This is a genomic window from Clostridium sp. AM43-3BH (assembly GCF_003479985.1).
Lineage (GTDB): Bacteria > Bacillota > Clostridia > Lachnospirales > Lachnospiraceae > Otoolea > Otoolea fessa.
In genome coordinates, this window is sequence record NZ_QUIH01000001.1 from 657,858 (window position 1) to 676,261 (window position 18,404).

Below are 18,404 nucleotides of genomic sequence, written 5' to 3' on the forward strand. Positions count from 1 at the left end.
GCCCGTTATTTCTGCAAATTTTTTTATGGATTCTGTTCAAACAGCTCCATCAGTTCATTCTGGCTCAAATCGCCCAGTGAAACCATTCCCTCTGAAACCACCTGCGCCGCCAGCGCAAGTTTCGCATTCTGCAGCTTCAAAAGATTTTCTTCTATCGTATCCTTTAAGATCAATTTGTATACCGTGACCGGCTTTTCCTGCCCGATCCGGTACGCGCGGTCGGTCGCCTGGTTCTGCGCTGCCACATTCCACCACGGATCGTAATGAATCACGATATCCGCTGCCGTCAGGTTGAGTCCCGTTCCCCCGGCTTTCAGGGAAATAAGGAACACCGGAACCTCATCCGAGGCAAACGCCTGCACCATCCGGCTGCGTTCTTCCTTCGGGGTCGCGCCGACCAGAAGATGGGACGAAATGCCCTCCTGTAAAAGGCGTTCCCGAATCCGCTCCAGCATCGAGGCAAACTGGGAAAAGAGCAGGATCTTATGTCCCGCCGCAGACGCCGATGCGATCAGCGAAACACAGGTCTCCAGCTTCGCCGATTCCCCCGTATAATCTTCAAAACAGAGTGCCGGATCGCAGCAGATCTGACGCAGCCGCATGAGCTGGGAAAGCACTTCCAATTTTCCATTACCCGACCACGCGCCACCAGCCAGCGCCTCTTTCAGTTTCAACGCCGACGCCGTATAAAGCTTCTGCTGCCGCCCCGACGCCGCCGAATAAACGATCCTCTCTTCCTTGCCCGGAAGCTCCCGCAGCACATCCTTTTTCAAGCGGCGCAGGACAAACGGTCCCGTCATCCGCCGCAATGCCGCCAATGCTTCCGGATCCTGATTTTTCACGATTGGCAGCTCATACCGCTCACGAAACTTCCGGTAACTGTATAAAAATCCCGGCATCAGGAAATCAAAAATGCTCCAAAGCTCGCTGAGCCGGTTTTCCACCGGCGTTCCCGTCAGGGCGAAACGGGCATTCGCCGAAATCTCCTTTACCGCCTTCGCTCCCTGTGTCTTTGCATTTTTAATGACCTGCGCCTCGTCAATAATTTCATATTCAAACGTGCGTCCCAGATACGCTGCCCGATCCCGTTTCAACAGATCATAGGACGTGATGATCACCTGCGCCCCCTCAGACGCCTCCATCCGCATCTGCTCCTCCAGCTGTTCCTGCCGTTCTTTCGCCGTCCCGGCAATCAGAAGCACGCGGATCTCCGGCGAAAACCGGGCAAATTCCTGTCCCCAGTTGTAGACGAGCGACGCCGGGCAGACGATCAAAGACGGAAGAGGTAATTCTGACCCACTGCCTTCATTTCCAGCCGCTTTCTGCTCGGTTTTTTCCTGATAAAATGCCGTCAGAAGCGCAATCACCTGCAGCGTTTTTCCCAGTCCCATATCATCTGCCAGGATCCCGCCGAAATGATACCGCGCCAGCGTCCGCATCCACGTATATCCGATCTTCTGGTATTCCCTCAGCGTCTTTTCCAGCACCGCCGGAACCGCATAGCTGACACTCTGCGCCGTTTTTAGATCGCGCACCATCATCCCGTAGGCTTCATCCCGCTGAAACAGTTTCATCCTGCCGTCGCCCGAGAGACTGTCCAGATAAAAAGCACGGTAGGCAGGTATCTTCGCCTCCCCCGCCTGAAATTCACTCTTTGTCAGTCCCAGATCCGCAGTCAGGCTGTCAAGCGCCTGCAGGCCGCCGCCCGAGAGCTGCAAAAATTCGCCATTTTTCATGCGGTAATATTTCTTTTTTTGGCGGTATTCACTGAGTACCTGCAAAAGCTCCGCCGGGTCGATTCCCGCCGTCTCAATCTTCAGATCCAGCCAGCCGCCTCCAAGAGAAACCCCCATCGACACTTCCGGCGGGGGCAGGACGCGCAGATGGCGGACAGACTCTGACAGCCATACCTCGCCCACCTCCTGAAACTGCGGCATTCCCTCGCTCAGAACCTGGTACAGTGCGTCTTCATCCCCGCGGATCACCAGCTCGCCGCTCTCATCCTCCCAGTAAGAGAAGTACCGCGTGATCAGGCGGCTGATATAAAATTCCGCCGGTACATCTCGGCAGATCTCCCGCGGAACATGCTCGTCCGCCAGCGGCGAAAACGTAAAATCTCCGTAGGAAAGCGTCGGACGCAGACGCAGCTCGTCCGGCGAATCACTGTCAAACTCAAACCGGGCTTTCAACGCCTCTGGGCGGTATTTCTCCCAATCGATCTCCGGGCTCTGCAAGATCCCAAGTGCCTCCATGCCTTCCAGCACCCGCGCATAAAAGAGCGGAATATCCCGGCTTCCAACCAGCAGCTCCCGCTTCTCTTTCCGGCTTCTGCACTCTCTTCCGCCCTGTTCCATCTGCTCCAGAAAAACGCCCATCGTTTCTGTATACAGTTCACTGCATCCAAACAGATGCAATCCATCTGCCACATACAGACGCTGTTCTCCCCGGAACGAGGTTAGAGCCGATGGAACCGTAACCGCAATTCCATCGCCCCTTGCTTCCACCTCCACCGGGAAACGTGGATCCTTGCGCTCAACCCGGCACACACGTTCAGCACCTTTCTCGTCCTCCGTCTGGACTTCTTTTCCCTCTAAAAGATCAAACAGCCGATCCCTCGCTGCAGATCCCAGCGTTAACGCCCGCATCACCGGAAGCGGCAGCCCCGCATGACCGCGCATCTCCTCATAATGGCGTATGTAGGCGTCCGCCTCCTCCAGCAGAAGATCTAAAAATGGGCGGCTTTCCGGCGCAAAGGCAGACGGGACGTGTTCAAACGCCATGCCTTTTCCGTATTCCACCCGTTTTCCGCTGTGAACCGCCTGTGCAAATTCCAGCAGGTTTTTCACAATATACCGTTTTTCCCGTCCGATCCGTGCCTCCAAAAGCACTTCGCCGCGCCGGATCTGTAAATAGGGGTACAGATAGACCGGTTCCCGCTCTTCCTCGCCCAGAATCCGCGCTACTTCCCGGTTCGTGTACTCCCGGATCATCATCCGTATCTCCGGCGAAGTCGAAACCGGCGGTGTATGCTCGGCCTTCTGCTGGCGGACAAACGCCTCCTGAAGCGCTTTTGCATGCACGCAGGGACCCCGGAATGAATTTCCCTCTGCACAAGAACAAGAGTAGTCATAGATCTGACTACCCTTGATAAAAATTCTTGTCTGATATACCTTTGTCTCATCCTCAATCTGTCCCTGTACCCGTACTTCGCCCTTCCAGAAGGTATCTACGGACATTTTTATTATTTTCATGAGGATTCCTCCATATTACAGATTACATGTGTTCCGGCGATTCCATTCCGAGCAGATCCATACAGGTATCCAGCACCCGCTTGGTCAGCGTGATCAGGCTGATAAAGGCTGCCTGCTTCGCTGCGTCCTCCTCGGAGAGGATCTTATTTTCCAGATAGAATGCATTGAACGCATCCGCCACTGCCGCCATGTATTGGCAGAGCTTATGCGGCGCCGTCTCGTAGAATGCAGATTCTGTCACCTCGCCGAAACGGCAAAGCGCCATCTGAAGTGCTTTCTCTGTCTCGCTCTCAGCCGGACGGATCGGAACCACTTTAGCATCCGCACCGCGCAGTTCCTTGTATTTCTCCAGAATGGACTTGATGCGGACGATCATATACTGGATATGTGGACCTGTATTTCCCTCGAAGGAAATAAAGCGGTCTACATCGAAAATGTAATCTTTGGTCGCCTGATTCGAAAGATCGGCATATTTAAGTGCCGCCAGACCGACAATCTCCGCCGTGCGTGTCATCTCGTCCGCCGGAACCTTCTGCTTCTCCTGAATCTTCTCATATACCTTCTCATCGATATTCTTGATCAGGTGCTCCAGACGCATAACACCGCCCTCACGTGTCTTGAACGGACCACCGTCCTTGCCGTTCATCGTACCGAAGCCCAAGAAGATCATCGGCGTATCTTCTTTGACGATGCCCGCCTTCTTCGCCACACGGAATACCTGGATAAAATGAAGCTCCTGGCGCTTGTCTACGACGTAAATGTAGCGGTCCGGATGGAAATCCTGCTCACGTTCGATGATCGTCGCCAGATCGGAAGTCGCATACAGCGCCGCACCATCGGATTTGCGGACGATACAAGGCGGATATTCCTTCGCATCCCCTTCCTGTGCGATATCGACAACCAGCGCGCCATCGCTCTCATAGGCAAGACCTTTTTTCTGTAAATCCTCGATCAGTCCCGGAATATATGGCTGCGCATCGCTCTCGCCCTTCCAGAGGTCGAACGATACATTTAAATTGCCATAGTTCTTTTTCAGATCCTTCAAGGACACGTTCATGATGTGCTTCCAGATCGCATGGAACGGTGCATAGCCACTCTGCAGTTTGAAGGTTGCCTGCTGTGCCCGCTCACGGAATGCCGCATCTACCTTGGATTTCGCGCTCGCTGCCGGATAGATATCCTCCAGCTCGGAGATCGTAAACGGCGGCTCCGACGGATACTCGCCGGTATAATCCGGGTCAAAATATACCAGATCCGGCTGACGGTCATGCAGCTCCTCGATGATCAGTCCCATCTGCAATCCCCAGTCACCCAGATGCACATCGCTGATGACATGGTGTCCCATATAGCGGCTGATGCGCTTGATGCTCTCTCCGATGACCGCGGAACGTAAGTGTCCGACATGCAGCGGTTTTGCTACATTGGCTCCGCCGTAATCGATGATGATCGTCTCCGGCTTCTTAACTGCGTTGAGTCCCAGCTTTTCATCCTCTGCCACCTGCTGTACATAGGATGCCAGGTAGCACGGATTCAGGCGGATATTGATAAATCCAGGCATCACGGCGTTGATCTCAGAAAACATCTTGCTTCCGGCTGTCTTTTCCACCACCTCATTGGCAATATCGATTGGTTTCTTTTTATACGCTTTGGCAGCTGCCATCGCGCCGTTACACTGATACTCGCAGAGATCCGGGCGGTTTGATACCGTTACGCGGATGTACTTCTCATCGTACCCGCAGCCGGTAAACGCCGGTTTCAGTTCTTCCACGATCAAATCTAAAATCGTTTTCATACTAGATTCCCTTTCATAATTTATATCGCATATTTTCAAGAATGCCTCTGCATTCTTGCTGCGAGATGCGCGTCATGCAAAGCATGACATATTTCTTTTGCGCATCTTAAGCAATCCTGCCGGAGGCTATATCAGATGGGAGCCCCACTCCCACCACTGATACTAATTTGCTCCTCGCCACCTGAAGAGGTGGGAGTCATCTCTCATCTGATATATCCTTCCGCATTGCCTTTTTCACATCCTTGCGGAACTGCTTCCAGGCATCCTCATGATCCACGAAATACTTCGGGCACGCCTTTCCAGTCACATCATAATGACGGATCACGTCTTTCGGACTTAAATCGAGCTGCTTGCACAGCCATGCAGTCAGTTTTACCAGCGAGTCATACGTCTCGTCTGTGAACTTTCCGTCTGCCGCCGGATGGCAGCACTCAATCGAAACGGTGTCCGCATTCCTCTCATTGGAGGCATATGCCTTCTCCCCGACCGGAACGCACTCAATGATCTCGCCGTCCAGACCGATCACGAAATTGCTGCTGACGGAAACAGTGTTACTGCCGCTCTGATCTTTCAACCCCTCAAAATAATCATGGTTCTGCTGTGCCGTCGTCCCAGGATTTGCCACATAGTGAATCACGATCCCGTTGATGACCGGGATATTCGTCCCCGGTCTGGAATATCGGTTGACCGTGAGAAGCTGCTCATCAATCCAGTTTGGCATCTCGATCGTGGACGGATCGATCAGCTTGCGGATCATTTTCCCGCGCAGCGTCCAGCCTGTTCCCGCACCCAGGAGGAAAATAAGCAGACACAAAAACAGCTGCATCATCACACGGCGCTTCTTCTGCTGCCTCGTCCGCTCCCGGCGGATTGCCGTCTGCCTGCCGGATGTACGCCTCTTCCTGCCACCAGATCTGCGCGCCGGCTCATCCTCATCCCCCAGACGCAGACGGTCTTCTCTTCCGTTCTCCATATTTATCACTCCCCATGAGCACCGCTCACTCCGAACCCGCTCTCTGAGATGAACCAACGGACGCGTCATAGACGCCTCCCCAATATGTTAAGCAAAAAAACTGTTGTAAAATCTCGACGTTTCCTCCGGATCTTACAACAGTTTCTCTGCTTGCTACTGTTCATGCGCTACATAACCAGCAAAGGAAAATGCCTGCCACAAACAGTAATCTCTGTTTCCAGTCAGAAACCTGTCAGTGACACGACTGCCTCCCCACAAGGGTACAAACGGTATCGTGAAGACCTTTCTGACGTATATGTTATAACTTAGACTCTGGACAGATATTCACCAGTACGTGTATCGATCTTGATCTTATCGCCCTGGTTTACGAATAACGGTACATATACAGTAGCGCCAGTCTCTACAACTGCCGGTTTGGTAGCGCCTGTAGCGGTATCGCCCTTGAAGCCCGGCTCTGTATCTGTGATCTCAAGCTCTACGAACAGCGGCGGTTCTACGGAGAATACCTTGCCGTTGTAAGAACAGATCTTGCACATCTCGTTCTCTTTTACGAACTTGAGTGCGTCGCCGATTGTCTCCTGGTTTAAAGCTACCTGCTCATATGTGTTTACATCCATGAAGTTGTATAAGTCGCCATCGGAATACAGATACTGCATATCAACTCTGTCGATTCTGGCAGACGGGAACTTCTCGGTCGGACGGAAGGTTTTCTCTACAACGCCGCCATTCATTACGTTCTTAATTTTAGTACGAACGAACGCAGCTCCCTTTCCCGGTTTTACGTGCTGAAATTCCATGATCTGGTATACGTTGCCATCAATCTCCAGTGTGATGCCGTTTCTAAAATCGCCCGCTGATATCATAAATGATGCTCCTCCTTGAAAATACTCGCTTTATCTTTTTTATTTTATACTATAAAATCCTCTTTTTCAACTACTTTTTTGAAAACACAGGGCACATCATGTCAATTCCGCCCCTTATTTTTCTAAAATTGCCGATATTTTTTCTGAAAACAACTGATTTTCCACCGTTTCCGGCACTCCTGTCAGCATCCAGTTCTGCCACTTGGCAAGCTCTTTCAAACCGTTCAAAAACACCCAGCTACAAACTTCCGATATTTTTTTCCTGTCTTCTCACATAGAACCACAGGACAATTTTCTCCAGATACCGCTTTAACACGATCTGGATCTCTTCCTTCGGATTGATCGGCTTTACAAGAATCGAATAGATGCCTGTCCGCCTCGCCCCGTACACATCCGTAAAGAGCTGATCCCCGACAAACATCGTCGAGCGCTCGCCCGTTCCCATCCGGCGCATCGCCTGCCTGTATCCGCTGCGCTTCGGTTTTCTGCCCTTGTAAATATAATCCGAACCTACCTGTCCGGCAAACGGGGCGACCCGCGCCTCCTTATTATTCGAGAGCAGACAGGTGTGGAACCCGATCGCCCGCAAACGTTCAAACAGCTGTACTGCCCGCTCGTCCGCCGGGGCACCGTGCGGCACCAGCGTATTGTCAATATCAAATATGATACCCCGCATTCCCTTCTGGTAAAACTGCTCATACGGGATATCATACGCAGAATCCAGCCATTCATCCGGATAAAACGCATTTCCCATCATCTGGTCTCTTCCCCGTTCTTTCCAGACTCATACGACGGCACTTTCCGCTGCTGTATCTTCTGCAGTTCCTCCATAAATGTATCGACGTCTTTAAACTCCCGGTATACCGATGCAAACCGCACATAGGTAACCACATCCAGATCCTTTAACCGCTCCATCACAAGTTCCCCGATCACCGCGGTCGAGATCTCCCGTTCTTCCCGGTTAAATAAATTGTTTTCCACATCGTCGATCAACGCCAAAATCTGTCCCGGAGAGACTGGGCGCTTGTGGCAGGAATGCAGGATTCCTGCCTCTATCTTCGCCCGGTCGTACATCTCCCGGGTATTATCCTTTTTGACAACCATCAGAGGGATTGTCTCAAGTTTTTCATATGTGGTAAAACGCTTTCCACAAGTCTCGCACTGTCTCCGGCGTCTGATAGAACTGTTGTCATCCGCAGGCCGTGAATCGATTACTTTCGTGTCAGCCGCGTTGCAAAATGGACACTTCAATCGCTCTTCCCCTTTTCTGGTTTTATTGATATGCCCCCGCCAGGTTTTCATAACATATCATACTTATTATAATATCGCAGGAAGTGCGCTTCTGCAAGCAGAAGTTTTCCGCTACTCCTTCTTTATTCTTTCTTTTCTCTCTCTTCTTTCAGCCTCACCAGAATAATGTCATCCCCTATCTGGCAGATGTCGCAGAATGGAATTATGTACTCTTTTTCCCGCCCCAGAAAGCCCCAGACACAGCCCGGTCCCGGCACGATGATCGCAAGCATTTTTCCCGTGCTGATGTCAAAATCGACGTCGCCCACAAAACCAAGGCGCTTGCAATCTTTTACATTTATCACTTCCCGCTGTTTGAGTTCACAGATACGCATAGACATAAACCTCCCGGATCCTTCTGTAATCAAAATATGTACAAAAGGACCGGGAGGTTCTTCCTGGACAGGTATTTTTATCTACTTTTATTTCGTAACTTCTGATAACGTCACGCTGTCAAAATGCAACGTATAATCAATCAGATGCGGCTGGCTCATCGCCACCGTCAAGGCACTGACCGCTACATCCTCATCCAGCGTTACCGGAATCTGGAACTCGGAATTGCCCTCGGTCTGGATCGGATCATACTGCACGTCATCCACCAGCATATACTCATAGTTCGGGCTGCTCCAGACAATATCGGCAATCACCTTTCCATCCTTGACGATAATGGTCGCCGGGCTGTCCACCGATGCTCTGCCGGAACCTCCCTGCAGGGTTACCTCACAGGTATAAGTGCCGTCTGCCACATCTGCAGTCTGCCCTGTCGGTTTCTGGGCATCTGCCGCATCATCGCTATTCTCCGTCTCGGATGATGCCGCTTCCGCGTCCTCTGCCTCTCCGGAAACCGGATTTTCTACCCTTACTTTGTGGTCGTACCAGGTGCCCTTCTTACCAATCAGAGCCAGGTCAAATTCTTCTCCGAGCGCCGGAACCGGCACATCGAAGCCGTTGACCTCCTCGCTCAGACCGTCGCTGTAAGTAACCGTGTCTACGGTTGGCTGCAGCCAACCGGCTTCATCTTCCTTTGCCTCGTCCGCAGTACCCAGATACAGGTTCACGATATTTTTCGAGGTCAGGCTGATATGAAGTGTCGCCTCGCCATCCTTGACCGTCAGGACACCTTTTCCATTTTTCGATTCATTGACCTTGAACATACTGCTGTCCGTCTTAAAATCGACGGTGTAGACGCCGTCTGCAAGGTCAATGCTGCTCTTTTGATCGGCATTCTCGGTTTCTGCGCTCTCTGTCTGCGCCACGGTGTCAGCTGCGTCCTGTTTCTGTCCTCCGCACGCTCCGAGAAAAGCGGCAGCAAGCAGAAGCGCCGCTAAATTTAATTTCTTTTTCATATACATTATTTCACAATAGAATCAATGGCTGTCCGTGTATGAGCAACATAGAAGGATTCTACTGCTTTAATTCTGCCCAGACCGGAAATCTGAGTATCTACCTTGTCAAATGCACCTGATGCCTCAAACTGGCTCTTCCAGGAATCCTCGTCATCGCCTGCCATGTCGTTGTTTGCGTGATCACCTGCAACTACCATCAGCGGACGAAGAACGACATTCTTATAACCTGCTGCCTTCACTGCCTCGATAACAGACTCACAGGAGGTCTCTTCCGGCTCGCCCTCTACGGTACCGATAAATACATTGCTATATCCAAGATTCTGCATCTGGGTCTGCATCTGGCTGTAGGTTACCTTTGCAACGTGTGCGGTACCATGCCCCATCAGAACGAATGCAGTTCCCTGATCGGCTGCGTCAGCTGCATCTTTAAAACCAGCTTCCGAAGCTTCTTCTGCTACAACTGCTTTTGCAACTGCCTCTTTATCTGCATTGATAACGGTTGCATCGTCGCCAACCTCACCCAACAGCGGCTCTGCGACAGCTATCTGCTCGAATTTATCCTGATACTTCTCGAGCGCCTCAACCATCTCGTCATACTCAGCACCGTGCATGAGGTGGGTCGGCTGGACAACCAGCTCTTTAACTCCGTTCTCCACGGCGCGCTCCAGTGCCTGATCCATATTGTCGATGCACTCGCCGTCACGAGCCTCAACGTGGTTGATAATGATCTGTGCGGTAAATGCACGGCGGACTGCCCAATCCGGGAATGCATCCTGGATGGAATCCTCGATACTCTTGATATCTTTCACACGGCTGTCGTTGAAGGAAGTACCAAAGCTGACTACCAGGATCTCCTTGTCGCCAATCTCATCCTGATTGCGCGGATCGTCCAGGCTCGCGTCGCCGGTATCACGACCAAAATAATCTGGATCTGCGTTCTCGCCTTCTACCAGCTCCTTCTGCTCGTCAGTCAGGGCATCCCATGCCTCTTTGGCTGCCTTGCACTGCTCATCCGTGTCATCGGTGCGCTCCTGTACATAGATGTCATCGATCAGCTTTGCCACCTTATCTGCTGCTTCCTGATCGGAATCGGCACTCTCAGCTGCCTCGGTCTCTGCCTCAGAAGCCGCCTCCGTCGAGGTTGCCTGGCTGGATGTACTGCCGCCGCAGGCTCCAAGCAATACGGACATCGTAACTGCCGCTGCACTTACAACTACTTTTTTGTTTTTTCTCATGTTTTCCTCCTTGTGTGACTCGCACAAAAATAGTTTTAACCGATATGTTCACGACAGCCGGCAGGTTTCCTGGCTTTCGGGTCATCATGCACGCCGCGCCTTCTCACTTTCGCAATGGCATCTGCGGCGCCACTCTCCGGTTCACAGTGACGAGATCGCACAGGTTTTGCACCTGTTTCCCTTTTACCCCCTGTCCACGCCTGCCAATCCGAGCAATCTGACTGATCTGGCACAAACAGCGGCACCCACTGCCCATATCAGCTTGTTTCATTATAGATGGGGTATGTTTAAAAGTCAATTTATCCCGGAAATTATATTGAAAAAGAATGTGCCTTGGCACATTCTCGCGCCGAGCGCGGTCGCTTGCGACATGTTTCTGCTTCGCGCGAGTGCGCATCATTGGCACGTTAGTGCCTTTTTGTGTAACAGGGAGTTCCAAGGAATTTCCTGTTACACAAAAAAGCACCTCTCATCCGGATAAAAGGTGCTCTCCTCCTCTTAATGATTTTATATTTTTTATGGCATAAATTTCCGGTAAATCGAAATAATTTTCTCATTCTTCACCGTCACAGCCGTGTTGTATGGCTTAAACTCCCCGATCAGCCGATCACGGATCGCGAATAATTCTTCCGCGGTATACACCTGCGGCGGTGTATCCGGGTCAGAATCATCTGTCAGGACAAAGTTCTCATCCATCTGCAGCGTAACCTCTCCCAGCTTATGGTAACTTCTCCCGACTGCCATCTCCGAGCCATAAAAGGAATCCTCCTCTACCATTCTCAGCTCTTCTCCCCCCTGTGCCGGACCGCCATTGATCTCGATCCGCCCAGACTCCTGTCGGTCAATCGAAGTAATGAGACATTCTTTCCCATCGATAAGCAGCGTATCTCCCGCCTGCAGTTCATCGATATCTGCCTTATGAAAATGCTCATAGTCATAGACCGTCAATGTGATGATAACATTGCTTTCATCCTGATGGATCTGCTGCGGTTTGAACCCAGCTGCAAAGGTACAGTTGTCAAAATGCGTCATATTGAGGGTTTCCCGGACTGGTTCAACCGTGAGCGGTTCCGTCCGCTCAGTTTCCTGCGTTTTATCCCGTTTGGGCTGCTCCTGCGCCTGATCATTTTCAGCCACAGCCTCACGGATCGCCCCCTGGCTCTCCTCATCGACAGCCCCTTCCTGTGTGGCTGTCTCCGATGCCGCGCCCGCACAGGCGGTCATCCATACACTCATCCCAAGTGCTGCGGCGATCCATGTTTGTTTCAATCGTCTCATGTTTGCTGCCGCCCCTTTTCGGCTTCTCCTTTTTCCTGGCGTTTTCGTAACTGTTCAGTACCTTCACAGTCACGCGCAAAAATCCATCAAAAATTGCCTACGGCAATGGGATTTTTCTTCGCCGCCTCAACCAACTTCTCCATCTCCCGCATTACCTCTTCAAAATTCAACGCAGAAGTATCCAGTAAAATGGCGTCCTCAGCCTGCTTGAGAGGCGACAATTCCCGGTGCATATCGCGGTAATCGCGCTCGATGATATCCTGCTCGATCGCCTCCAGGGAACAGCTTTCCCCGCGTTCGGTCAGCTCTTTATAACGGCGTTCAGCTCTCACATGACTGCTCGCGGTCAGATATACTTTCAGGGTCGCATCCGGCAGAACCGCCGTTCCGATATCCCGGCCATCCATCACGACATCCCGGCGTCCGGCTAATTCACGCTGCAGCTCCACCAGTTTTTTGCGAACCGGCGCATAGACAGAGGTATTCGAAGCCATATTTCCAACCGCCTCCGTCCGAAGCTCGCTGCTGACATTCTCCCCATTTAAATAAACCTGCTGGATCCCATTTTCATATTCCAGTGAAATGGAAACCGTCTCACAGGCGCGTCCGATCGCCGCCTCATCATGGCTGTCGATGCCCTGGCGCAGAAAATACAATGCCATCGCCCGGTACATCGCCCCCGTATCTACATAAATATATCCATAATCTTCCGCCAGCTTCTTTGCCACTGTGCTCTTCCCAGCCCCGGCTGGTCCATCAATCGCTATATTAATCGGCATTTCGTTTCCCCTTTTTCATATCGTTATAATTCATGATTTTCCGCTGCGCTCCGTCCTGCCAGCACACCGGTCGACCACGCAATTTGTAAGTTGTAGCCGCCCGTGACTGCATCGAGATCCAGCACTTCCCCGGCAAAATAAAGCCCTGGAAGCTTCTTCGACTCCATCGTGGATGGATTAACTTCTTTTACCGTCACACCGCCCTGGGTAATGATCGCCTCATTGAAGCCTCGCAGCCCGGTCAGCGTCAGTGTAAAATGCTTTGTCACCTCCGCCAGCCGTCTCCGCTCTTCCTTCGTCACGGCGTTGACCTGCTTGTCCGGCTCAATGCCGCTGCGGCGAATTATGACCGGTATCAGTTTTGATGGGTACAGATGGTTCAGCGCATTTTTAAACTGTTTATTCTTCTCCACCTCAAAATCGCGCAGAATCCGCGCATCGAGCTGTTCCATGGAAAGCGCCGGTTTCAGATCGAGCATCAGAGTCAGCGGACCCTTTTTCAGTTTTTTCGCTGCATAACTGCTGGCACTCAAGAGTACCGGACCCGAAACGCCGTAATGGGTAAACAGCATCTCACCAAATTCACGGTAAACCTCTTTCTTTCCATTTAAAATAGCAGCTTCCACGTTCCGCAGGGAGAGTCCCTGCAGCTCCTTCACATCTTCCTTCGTCTCAAACGGAACAAGCGCCGGCGAAAGTTCCGTCACCTTGTGCCCTGCAGCCTCCGCAAACCGGTAACCATCGCCGGTTGAGCCGGTCGTCGGGTAGGACAAACCGCCCGTCGCCACGATCACTGCATCCGCAGCTATGTAGGAGCCCTTTTTCCCACGCTCATTACCGCCCTGCGCCAGAATCACACCTTTTAATACACCATCCTCCAGCCACAGTTCCCGGACTCCCTGATTCAATTCTACTTTCACGCGCAGTTCCCGCAGCCGTCTTGCAAACGCCGATGTCACATCCGATGCCCGGTCAGACACCGGAAAGACACGGTTGCCGCGCTCCACCTTAACATGACAGCCGTTCGCCTCCAGAAAATTCTTCATATCCTGGTTACTAAAACCGTAAAATGCACTGTATAAAAAGCGGCTGTTTGTCACAACACTGTCAAACAGGCCTTCCATATCACAGTCATTCGTCACATTGCAGCGCCCTTTTCCCGTGATATAGATCTTTTTTCCCAGTTTCTCATTCTTTTCATAGATCGTTGCCGCGCAGCCATTTTCCGCCGCCGCAATCGCAGCCGCCATGCCGGCTGCCCCGCCGCCGATCACGATTATTTTTTTCATATTGCTATCCTTTTCGTTTTTATATCGCCTGATGCTATCAATCCTGTACCAGGTGGATCGCAAATCCGCCGACTTCTTCTTTAAAATAGGCGAAAATACAGCGCCCCTGCTCATCAAAGCGCTTCGTCTCTTCCCGAAGCGTCATACCGCGGTTCACAAAGTATCGGATCGCCGCCTCGCAATCATTTACGCCAAAGCCAATATGGCCGTAGGTTCCGTGGCTCTCCACCTTCATATTTTCCGTCAGGTCACCGCTGAACACAGCTTTCTCCGTCTCGCGCGGCATCAGCCCCATCAGGCGCGCCAGTGTCTCAGCAACCTCCCAGGCCTCGTCTTCCGATTTTGTATTGATTCCCACGTGTTTTACGTGCATATGAAATAATTCCATCGGGGTTGGATCCCCCGCATGCTCTGCCATAAATGCTAGTGTGCGCTCTTTTGCTGTCTGCTCCATTTTGTCCGCTTCCTTTCTATCGCTACACTTAACACAAAGTTACACAAATGTTTGTGTTTTTCAAAATTGCCGTCTTTTTCTTTAAATATTGATTTTACTGTATCTTACGAAGAATTGCAACCGCGCTTCTTCATATTTCCACACATGATTACCAAATCGGCCGTCCGCTTCTTTCTATCACTTACGCAGCTTTTTTACCTCACGGATCTTCTCCTCCATCGCCTCCACAACCGTTTCCAGCACCTTGACGCGCGCGTAATATTTGGAATTTCCTTCTACGATCGTCCACGGGGCATAGGTGGTAGAGGTCCGCACCAGCATCTCATTGACTGCCTGCTCGTATGCGTCCCATTTTTCACGGTTGCGCCAGTCTTCGTCCGTGATCTTCCACTGTTTTGCCGGAGCCTCCATGCGCTCCTTAAAGCGGCGTTCCTGCTCATCTTTATCAATATGAATCCAGAATTTCACGATCACCGCGCCAAAATTCGCCATGTGCTCTTCCATCTCGTTGATTTCCTGATATGCCCGTTTCCAGTCCGCCTCACTGCAGAAGCCCTCGATCCGCTCCACCATCACGCGCCCGTACCAGGTGCGGTCGAAGATCGCAATATGCCCCGCTTTCGGCATCTCCCGCCAGAAACGCCACAGATAATGGTGTACCTTCTCCACATCATTCGGTGCCGCCGTCGGATTGACCTTGTAGCCGCGTGGATCCAGGTGGCTTGTCAGGCGCCGGATCGCACCGCCTTTTCCCGCCGCATCCCAGCCTTCAAAGCCGATCACCACCGGAATCCGCAGCCGGTACAGCTCGCCGTGCAGCACCTCCAGCTTTTTCTGCAGCTTATCCAGACGTTCCTTATATTCCTCGCGTGTCAGTGTTTTCGTCAGATCCACGCCGGAAAGCACGCCATTTTTAAACCGCTCATCTGGAAGTTTGACCGGCGGATGCACCGCCCCTTCCTCGCGTTCCATTCGGCGGCGGTTCAGCTCATACTCCAGCCGGTCTGTGACGGTGGATAAAATCTTGACTGCCGCATAATTTTTATCAGTCGCTTCCACGATCGTCCACGGCGCGTACCCGGTATCCGTCCGCTGCAGCATTTCCTCATTCATCTCCAGAAATGTATCGTAATCCTTGTTGCGCTTCCAGTCCGCCTCCGTCACACGCCACGCAGTCTCTTTGCTTTCTTCCAGCCGTTTAAAGCGCTTTTTCTGCTCGTCCCTGGAAATATACAGAAACAATTTGATCAGAATCATGCCGGAATCTGCCAGCTGCTTTTCAAATGAAAGGATATCCCTAAACGCCCCGTTTAGCTCCTGCCGCTTCGTCTCTTTGTCAAACCGGTCAACGGTAACCTTATCGTACCAACTCTTGTCAAAGATCATCATTCGCCCATCTTCCGGTGTCTTCGTCCAATACCGCCAGAGAAATGGACGCATCCGTTCCTCTTCTCCCGTCTCCCGGCTCGCATAAACATCAAAGCCGCGCGGATCCAGCGGCTGGATCAGGCGGTTGATCTGCGTTCCCTTACCGCCTGCCCCGAAGCCGTCAAATACGATGACAACCGGGATCTTTTCCGCCTTACAGGCGCGCTGCAATTCTCCCAGCTTCACATCCATCTCTTCCCGAAGCTTCTTGTAGTTTTCCTTATCCACTGATTTATTCAAATCTACTTTTTCCAGCATCTTTCCACCTCCACATCAAGCAGTAAAATGACCTTTCACCAATCCCATGGCATCACAATGCTTCGTCTTTACCTTTCCCCGTCATCATCTCATGCTCTTTTTTGATCTCTTCATATAATTGTACCGAATCCCACTTCATATTATACGGTGTCAGGACTGCTTTATAATCAATCCGTCCGACTCCCTTTTTTCGGAGTGCATAGATAAATGCATCGATCTGGGCGGAAGAAAAGCCTGCCATGATCGCCATCTCATCCGAGAAATCCATTTTCCTGGAAGAATCATTCTCCGGCACTTCTCGCTGCAGCCTCCCGTCTGCCTGTTTCTGCGCGGTCCCTTCTTTTTGCGTTTCCTCCCCGGCCTCTATTGCCTGTCCGGCTTCCCTGAGGACATCCTCATTCAGTCCTTTCACACCAGCCAGCACGCCCACCGGCAGCCCGTACTCCTCCTTTTTCACTGCCCTTAAACGGAATCCCAGCGGCATAAGCGCCTGCTGCACCTTCATTTTTCTTTTGGAATCAGTAAAATTATACAATAATACAGTTGGTTTCATCGTAATTTATCGATTCTCCTTTCTGTTTCTTATTCCCGCCTCATCAATTCTCCGGCTTCTCAATATGATTCTCTATTATATCCTTTTTCTCCCCTTCTGTGCAAGAAAAACAAAAAACAGCGGCATCAGCCACTTGCTTTCGCTCGTCCGCTGTCTGCCGCTGTCTGATTTTTATTTCATTTATGTATGTTTCCGCATTTCAGATTCTCTTCCGGTCTGCAGTCGGATATCTCCTTAGTGAAGAACACCATTTGCATCCGCTATCATACCGTTCGGAGCTACCATGTTAGTCCAGAGTGCTCCGCTATTCAGGTCAAACAGATACCATGCGCCATCGATGAACTGATAGCCTGTCTTTCTTGCACCGCGAGTGCCGTCGGATACCGGATTCAGATAATACTTGTACGGTCCAATCTGCTGCCAGCCGGTCAGCATCTTGCCTCTCGTACCATCGGATACCGGGTTTAAATAGAACCAGTTATTATCAGTATAGATCCAGTCTGTATCCATGAATCCGTTTGCATTCAGATGATACCACTCATTATCAACATATACCCAGTTGTTCTTAACCGGTACACCATTGATGTAGTAAGACCAGCCGTAAATGCTGTTTACCCACTGACCATTCGCATTTGCCGGAGTGGAACCACCAGAAGAATTATCGGTCGGAGGTGTACCTGTATACACATCTGAAGAATTCATATAATATTCATCGGACTCGTCACTCCACTCACCCTTATCGCTTCCGTCAACCGCGCGCACCTTAAAGGTATAATCGCCGGATTTCGTCATGTATGGGTAGAAATTGTAGCTTGTGCCTGTAGTTGTAACAGTCGTTACGGTAGAACTGTTGCGGTACAGTTTAACTTCATACTTGCTTGCATACGATACGCTGTCCCAGGTTGCGGTACGATTGCTCCAGCTAAGATCTTCGACCGTATCCAAATCGCCGTCAACAGCTGACATCGTAATCTTAACTTTCCACTCGCTCTTATCGCCAGATCGCTTCGTAACTTTGTAAGCCGACTTGGTTGCAGAAAGCTTTGTGCCGGATAACTGATAACCGTCCTTTGCCTCGATCGTCAGGTAGATGACCGGCTTATCACCTCTCTCCCACTCGCTGTCGTCATTGTCAAACTCCTGCTCGGTAATCTCAACATTACCCTTCGTAACTTGTACATCCGGATCCCCGATGCTGTCGCCCGCTTCCGGTTTCGCATTGACACGGAACTTAACTTCCGAGATCTTTTTGTCAGCCGCGTATGCCGGAATACTCATCGCCAGCGCCGCCATGATAGCAAGAACGGAAACCGCCGCTGCCTTCAGGTTATGTCTCATATCCCATCCTCCTTTTTTAATGTACTCTCGCGTACAAAATCTTGTTTCCATTATAACAAACATATCCGCCTGCGTCAAAATAAACTGTCGGTATTTTCAAAATTTTCCCCTTGTTTTTTTGAAGTAGATGTCTGCTTTCTGTTATTGACAGGATAGCACACTTTTATTACCTGAGAATAACTTTTTGTTTAAGGTTTTCTGACATTTTCGTCAATGGTAGAATTTATATCATAATTGATATTTCCTGTGACATAAAAAAGAATGTACCTTTTTGTGT

The 18,404-nt window shown here is 51.1% G+C and carries 17 protein-coding genes and 1 riboswitch; all 17 genes read right to left on the reverse strand.

Going from position 1 to position 18,404, the window contains the following annotated elements:
* Positions 1–23 precede the first annotated feature (23 nt).
* Positions 24–3,251, reverse strand: coding sequence for an SNF2 helicase associated domain-containing protein (locus tag DW931_RS02850; protein ID WP_118626895.1), 3,228 nt, complete (start codon positions 3,249–3,251; stop codon positions 24–26).
* Between the two features lie 22 nt (positions 3,252–3,273).
* Positions 3,274–5,043 (reverse strand): arginine--tRNA ligase, encoded by a 1,770-nt coding sequence (gene argS, locus DW931_RS02855; RefSeq protein ID WP_118468700.1) that lies wholly within the window; start codon positions 5,041–5,043, stop codon positions 3,274–3,276.
* 196 nt (positions 5,044–5,239) lie between these two features.
* Positions 5,240–6,016, reverse strand: a complete 777-nt coding sequence (locus DW931_RS02860; RefSeq protein WP_118482127.1) for a peptidoglycan recognition family protein — start codon at positions 6,014–6,016, stop codon at positions 5,240–5,242.
* Positions 6,017–6,321: 305 nt separating this feature from the next.
* A complete protein-coding gene (gene efp, locus DW931_RS02865; protein WP_022358740.1) occupies positions 6,322–6,879 on the reverse strand; it encodes an elongation factor P in 558 nt (185 codons plus the stop codon).
* Between the two features lie 70 nt (positions 6,880–6,949).
* Complete coding sequence (locus DW931_RS16360) at positions 6,950–7,081, reverse strand: hypothetical protein (RefSeq protein ID WP_270228417.1); 132 nt, start codon at positions 7,079–7,081, stop codon at positions 6,950–6,952.
* 36 nt (positions 7,082–7,117) lie between these two features.
* The gene (locus DW931_RS02870) at positions 7,118–7,633 is read right to left on the reverse strand and encodes a YqeG family HAD IIIA-type phosphatase (RefSeq protein WP_118293196.1); all 516 of its coding nucleotides are present in this window, start codon (positions 7,631–7,633) and stop codon (positions 7,118–7,120) included.
* The gene (nrdR, locus tag DW931_RS02875) at positions 7,633–8,130 is read right to left on the reverse strand and encodes a transcriptional regulator NrdR (protein WP_118482128.1); all 498 of its coding nucleotides are present in this window, start codon (positions 8,128–8,130) and stop codon (positions 7,633–7,635) included. Before nrdR ends, DW931_RS02870 begins: the two co-directional genes overlap by 1 nt.
* Positions 8,131–8,252: 122 nt before the next feature.
* Positions 8,253–8,504, reverse strand: a complete 252-nt coding sequence (locus tag DW931_RS02880; RefSeq protein WP_106999996.1) for a YlmC/YmxH family sporulation protein — start codon at positions 8,502–8,504, stop codon at positions 8,253–8,255.
* Positions 8,505–8,591: 87 nt separating this feature from the next.
* Positions 8,592–9,515 carry a hypothetical protein gene (locus tag DW931_RS02885; RefSeq protein WP_118468704.1) on the reverse strand — a complete coding sequence of 308 codons (924 nt, stop codon included), beginning with the start codon at positions 9,513–9,515 and terminating at the stop codon, positions 8,592–8,594.
* Between the two features lie 5 nt (positions 9,516–9,520).
* Positions 9,521–10,750, reverse strand: a complete 1,230-nt coding sequence (locus DW931_RS02890) for a sirohydrochlorin cobaltochelatase (protein ID WP_118293199.1) — start codon at positions 10,748–10,750, stop codon at positions 9,521–9,523.
* A gap of 41 nt (positions 10,751–10,791) precedes the next feature.
* Positions 10,792–10,969: riboswitch (cobalamin riboswitch) on the reverse strand.
* A 297-nt stretch (positions 10,970–11,266) separates the two neighbouring features.
* Positions 11,267–12,028, reverse strand: coding sequence for a hypothetical protein (locus DW931_RS02895; RefSeq protein WP_146143890.1), 762 nt, complete (start codon positions 12,026–12,028; stop codon positions 11,267–11,269).
* 86 nt (positions 12,029–12,114) lie between these two features.
* Positions 12,115–12,807, reverse strand: a complete 693-nt coding sequence (gene cmk / locus DW931_RS02900) for a (d)CMP kinase (RefSeq protein WP_106999999.1) — start codon at positions 12,805–12,807, stop codon at positions 12,115–12,117.
* A 23-nt stretch (positions 12,808–12,830) separates the two neighbouring features.
* Complete coding sequence (locus DW931_RS02905; RefSeq protein ID WP_117795619.1) at positions 12,831–14,096, reverse strand: NAD(P)/FAD-dependent oxidoreductase; 1,266 nt, start codon at positions 14,094–14,096, stop codon at positions 12,831–12,833.
* A gap of 37 nt (positions 14,097–14,133) precedes the next feature.
* Positions 14,134–14,550 carry a VOC family protein gene (locus tag DW931_RS02910; protein ID WP_227589675.1) on the reverse strand — a complete coding sequence of 139 codons (417 nt, stop codon included), beginning with the start codon at positions 14,548–14,550 and terminating at the stop codon, positions 14,134–14,136.
* Positions 14,551–14,727: 177 nt separating this feature from the next.
* Positions 14,728–16,236: a polyphosphate:AMP phosphotransferase gene (gene pap, locus DW931_RS02915; protein WP_118482131.1), complete on the reverse strand. Its 1,509-nt coding sequence runs from the start codon at positions 16,234–16,236 to the stop codon at positions 14,728–14,730.
* Between the two features lie 52 nt (positions 16,237–16,288).
* A complete protein-coding gene (locus DW931_RS02920) occupies positions 16,289–16,741 on the reverse strand; it encodes a DUF3783 domain-containing protein (RefSeq protein ID WP_243036896.1) in 453 nt (150 codons plus the stop codon).
* Between the two features lie 282 nt (positions 16,742–17,023).
* The gene (locus DW931_RS02925; protein ID WP_117795625.1) at positions 17,024–18,127 is read right to left on the reverse strand and encodes a hypothetical protein; all 1,104 of its coding nucleotides are present in this window, start codon (positions 18,125–18,127) and stop codon (positions 17,024–17,026) included.
* Between the last annotated feature and the right edge of the window lie 277 nt (positions 18,128–18,404).

Excerpts from the sequence above, each read along its gene's own strand:
- DW931_RS02850 (WP_118626895.1), bottom strand. The coding sequence starts at position 3,251 with ATGAAAATAATAAAAATGTCCGTAGATACCTTCTGGAAGGGCGAAGTA.
- argS (WP_118468700.1), bottom strand. The coding sequence starts at position 5,043 with ATGAAAACGATTTTAGATTTGATCGTGGAAGAACTGAAACCGGCGTTT.
- DW931_RS02860 (WP_118482127.1), bottom strand. The coding sequence starts at position 6,016 with ATGGAGAACGGAAGAGAAGACCGTCTGCGTCTGGGGGATGAGGATGAG.
- efp (WP_022358740.1), bottom strand. The coding sequence starts at position 6,879 with ATGATATCAGCGGGCGATTTTAGAAACGGCATCACACTGGAGATTGAT.
- DW931_RS02870 (WP_118293196.1), bottom strand. The coding sequence starts at position 7,633 with ATGGGAAATGCGTTTTATCCGGATGAATGGCTGGATTCTGCGTATGAT.
- DW931_RS02880 (WP_106999996.1), bottom strand. The coding sequence starts at position 8,504 with ATGCGTATCTGTGAACTCAAACAGCGGGAAGTGATAAATGTAAAAGAT.
- DW931_RS02885 (WP_118468704.1), bottom strand. The coding sequence starts at position 9,515 with ATGAAAAAGAAATTAAATTTAGCGGCGCTTCTGCTTGCTGCCGCTTTT.
- DW931_RS02890 (WP_118293199.1), bottom strand. The coding sequence starts at position 10,750 with ATGAGAAAAAACAAAAAAGTAGTTGTAAGTGCAGCGGCAGTTACGATG.
- DW931_RS02895 (WP_146143890.1), bottom strand. The coding sequence starts at position 12,028 with ATGAGACGATTGAAACAAACATGGATCGCCGCAGCACTTGGGATGAGT.
- cmk (WP_106999999.1), bottom strand. The coding sequence starts at position 12,807 with ATGCCGATTAATATAGCGATTGATGGACCAGCCGGGGCTGGGAAGAGC.
- DW931_RS02905 (WP_117795619.1), bottom strand. The coding sequence starts at position 14,096 with ATGAAAAAAATAATCGTGATCGGCGGCGGGGCAGCCGGCATGGCGGCT.
- DW931_RS02910 (WP_227589675.1), bottom strand. The coding sequence starts at position 14,550 with ATGGAGCAGACAGCAAAAGAGCGCACACTAGCATTTATGGCAGAGCAT.
- pap (WP_118482131.1), bottom strand. The coding sequence starts at position 16,236 with ATGCTGGAAAAAGTAGATTTGAATAAATCAGTGGATAAGGAAAACTAC.
- DW931_RS02920 (WP_243036896.1), bottom strand. The coding sequence starts at position 16,741 with ATGAAGGTGCAGCAGGCGCTTATGCCGCTGGGATTCCGTTTAAGGGCA.
- DW931_RS02925 (WP_117795625.1), bottom strand. The coding sequence starts at position 18,127 with ATGAGACATAACCTGAAGGCAGCGGCGGTTTCCGTTCTTGCTATCATG.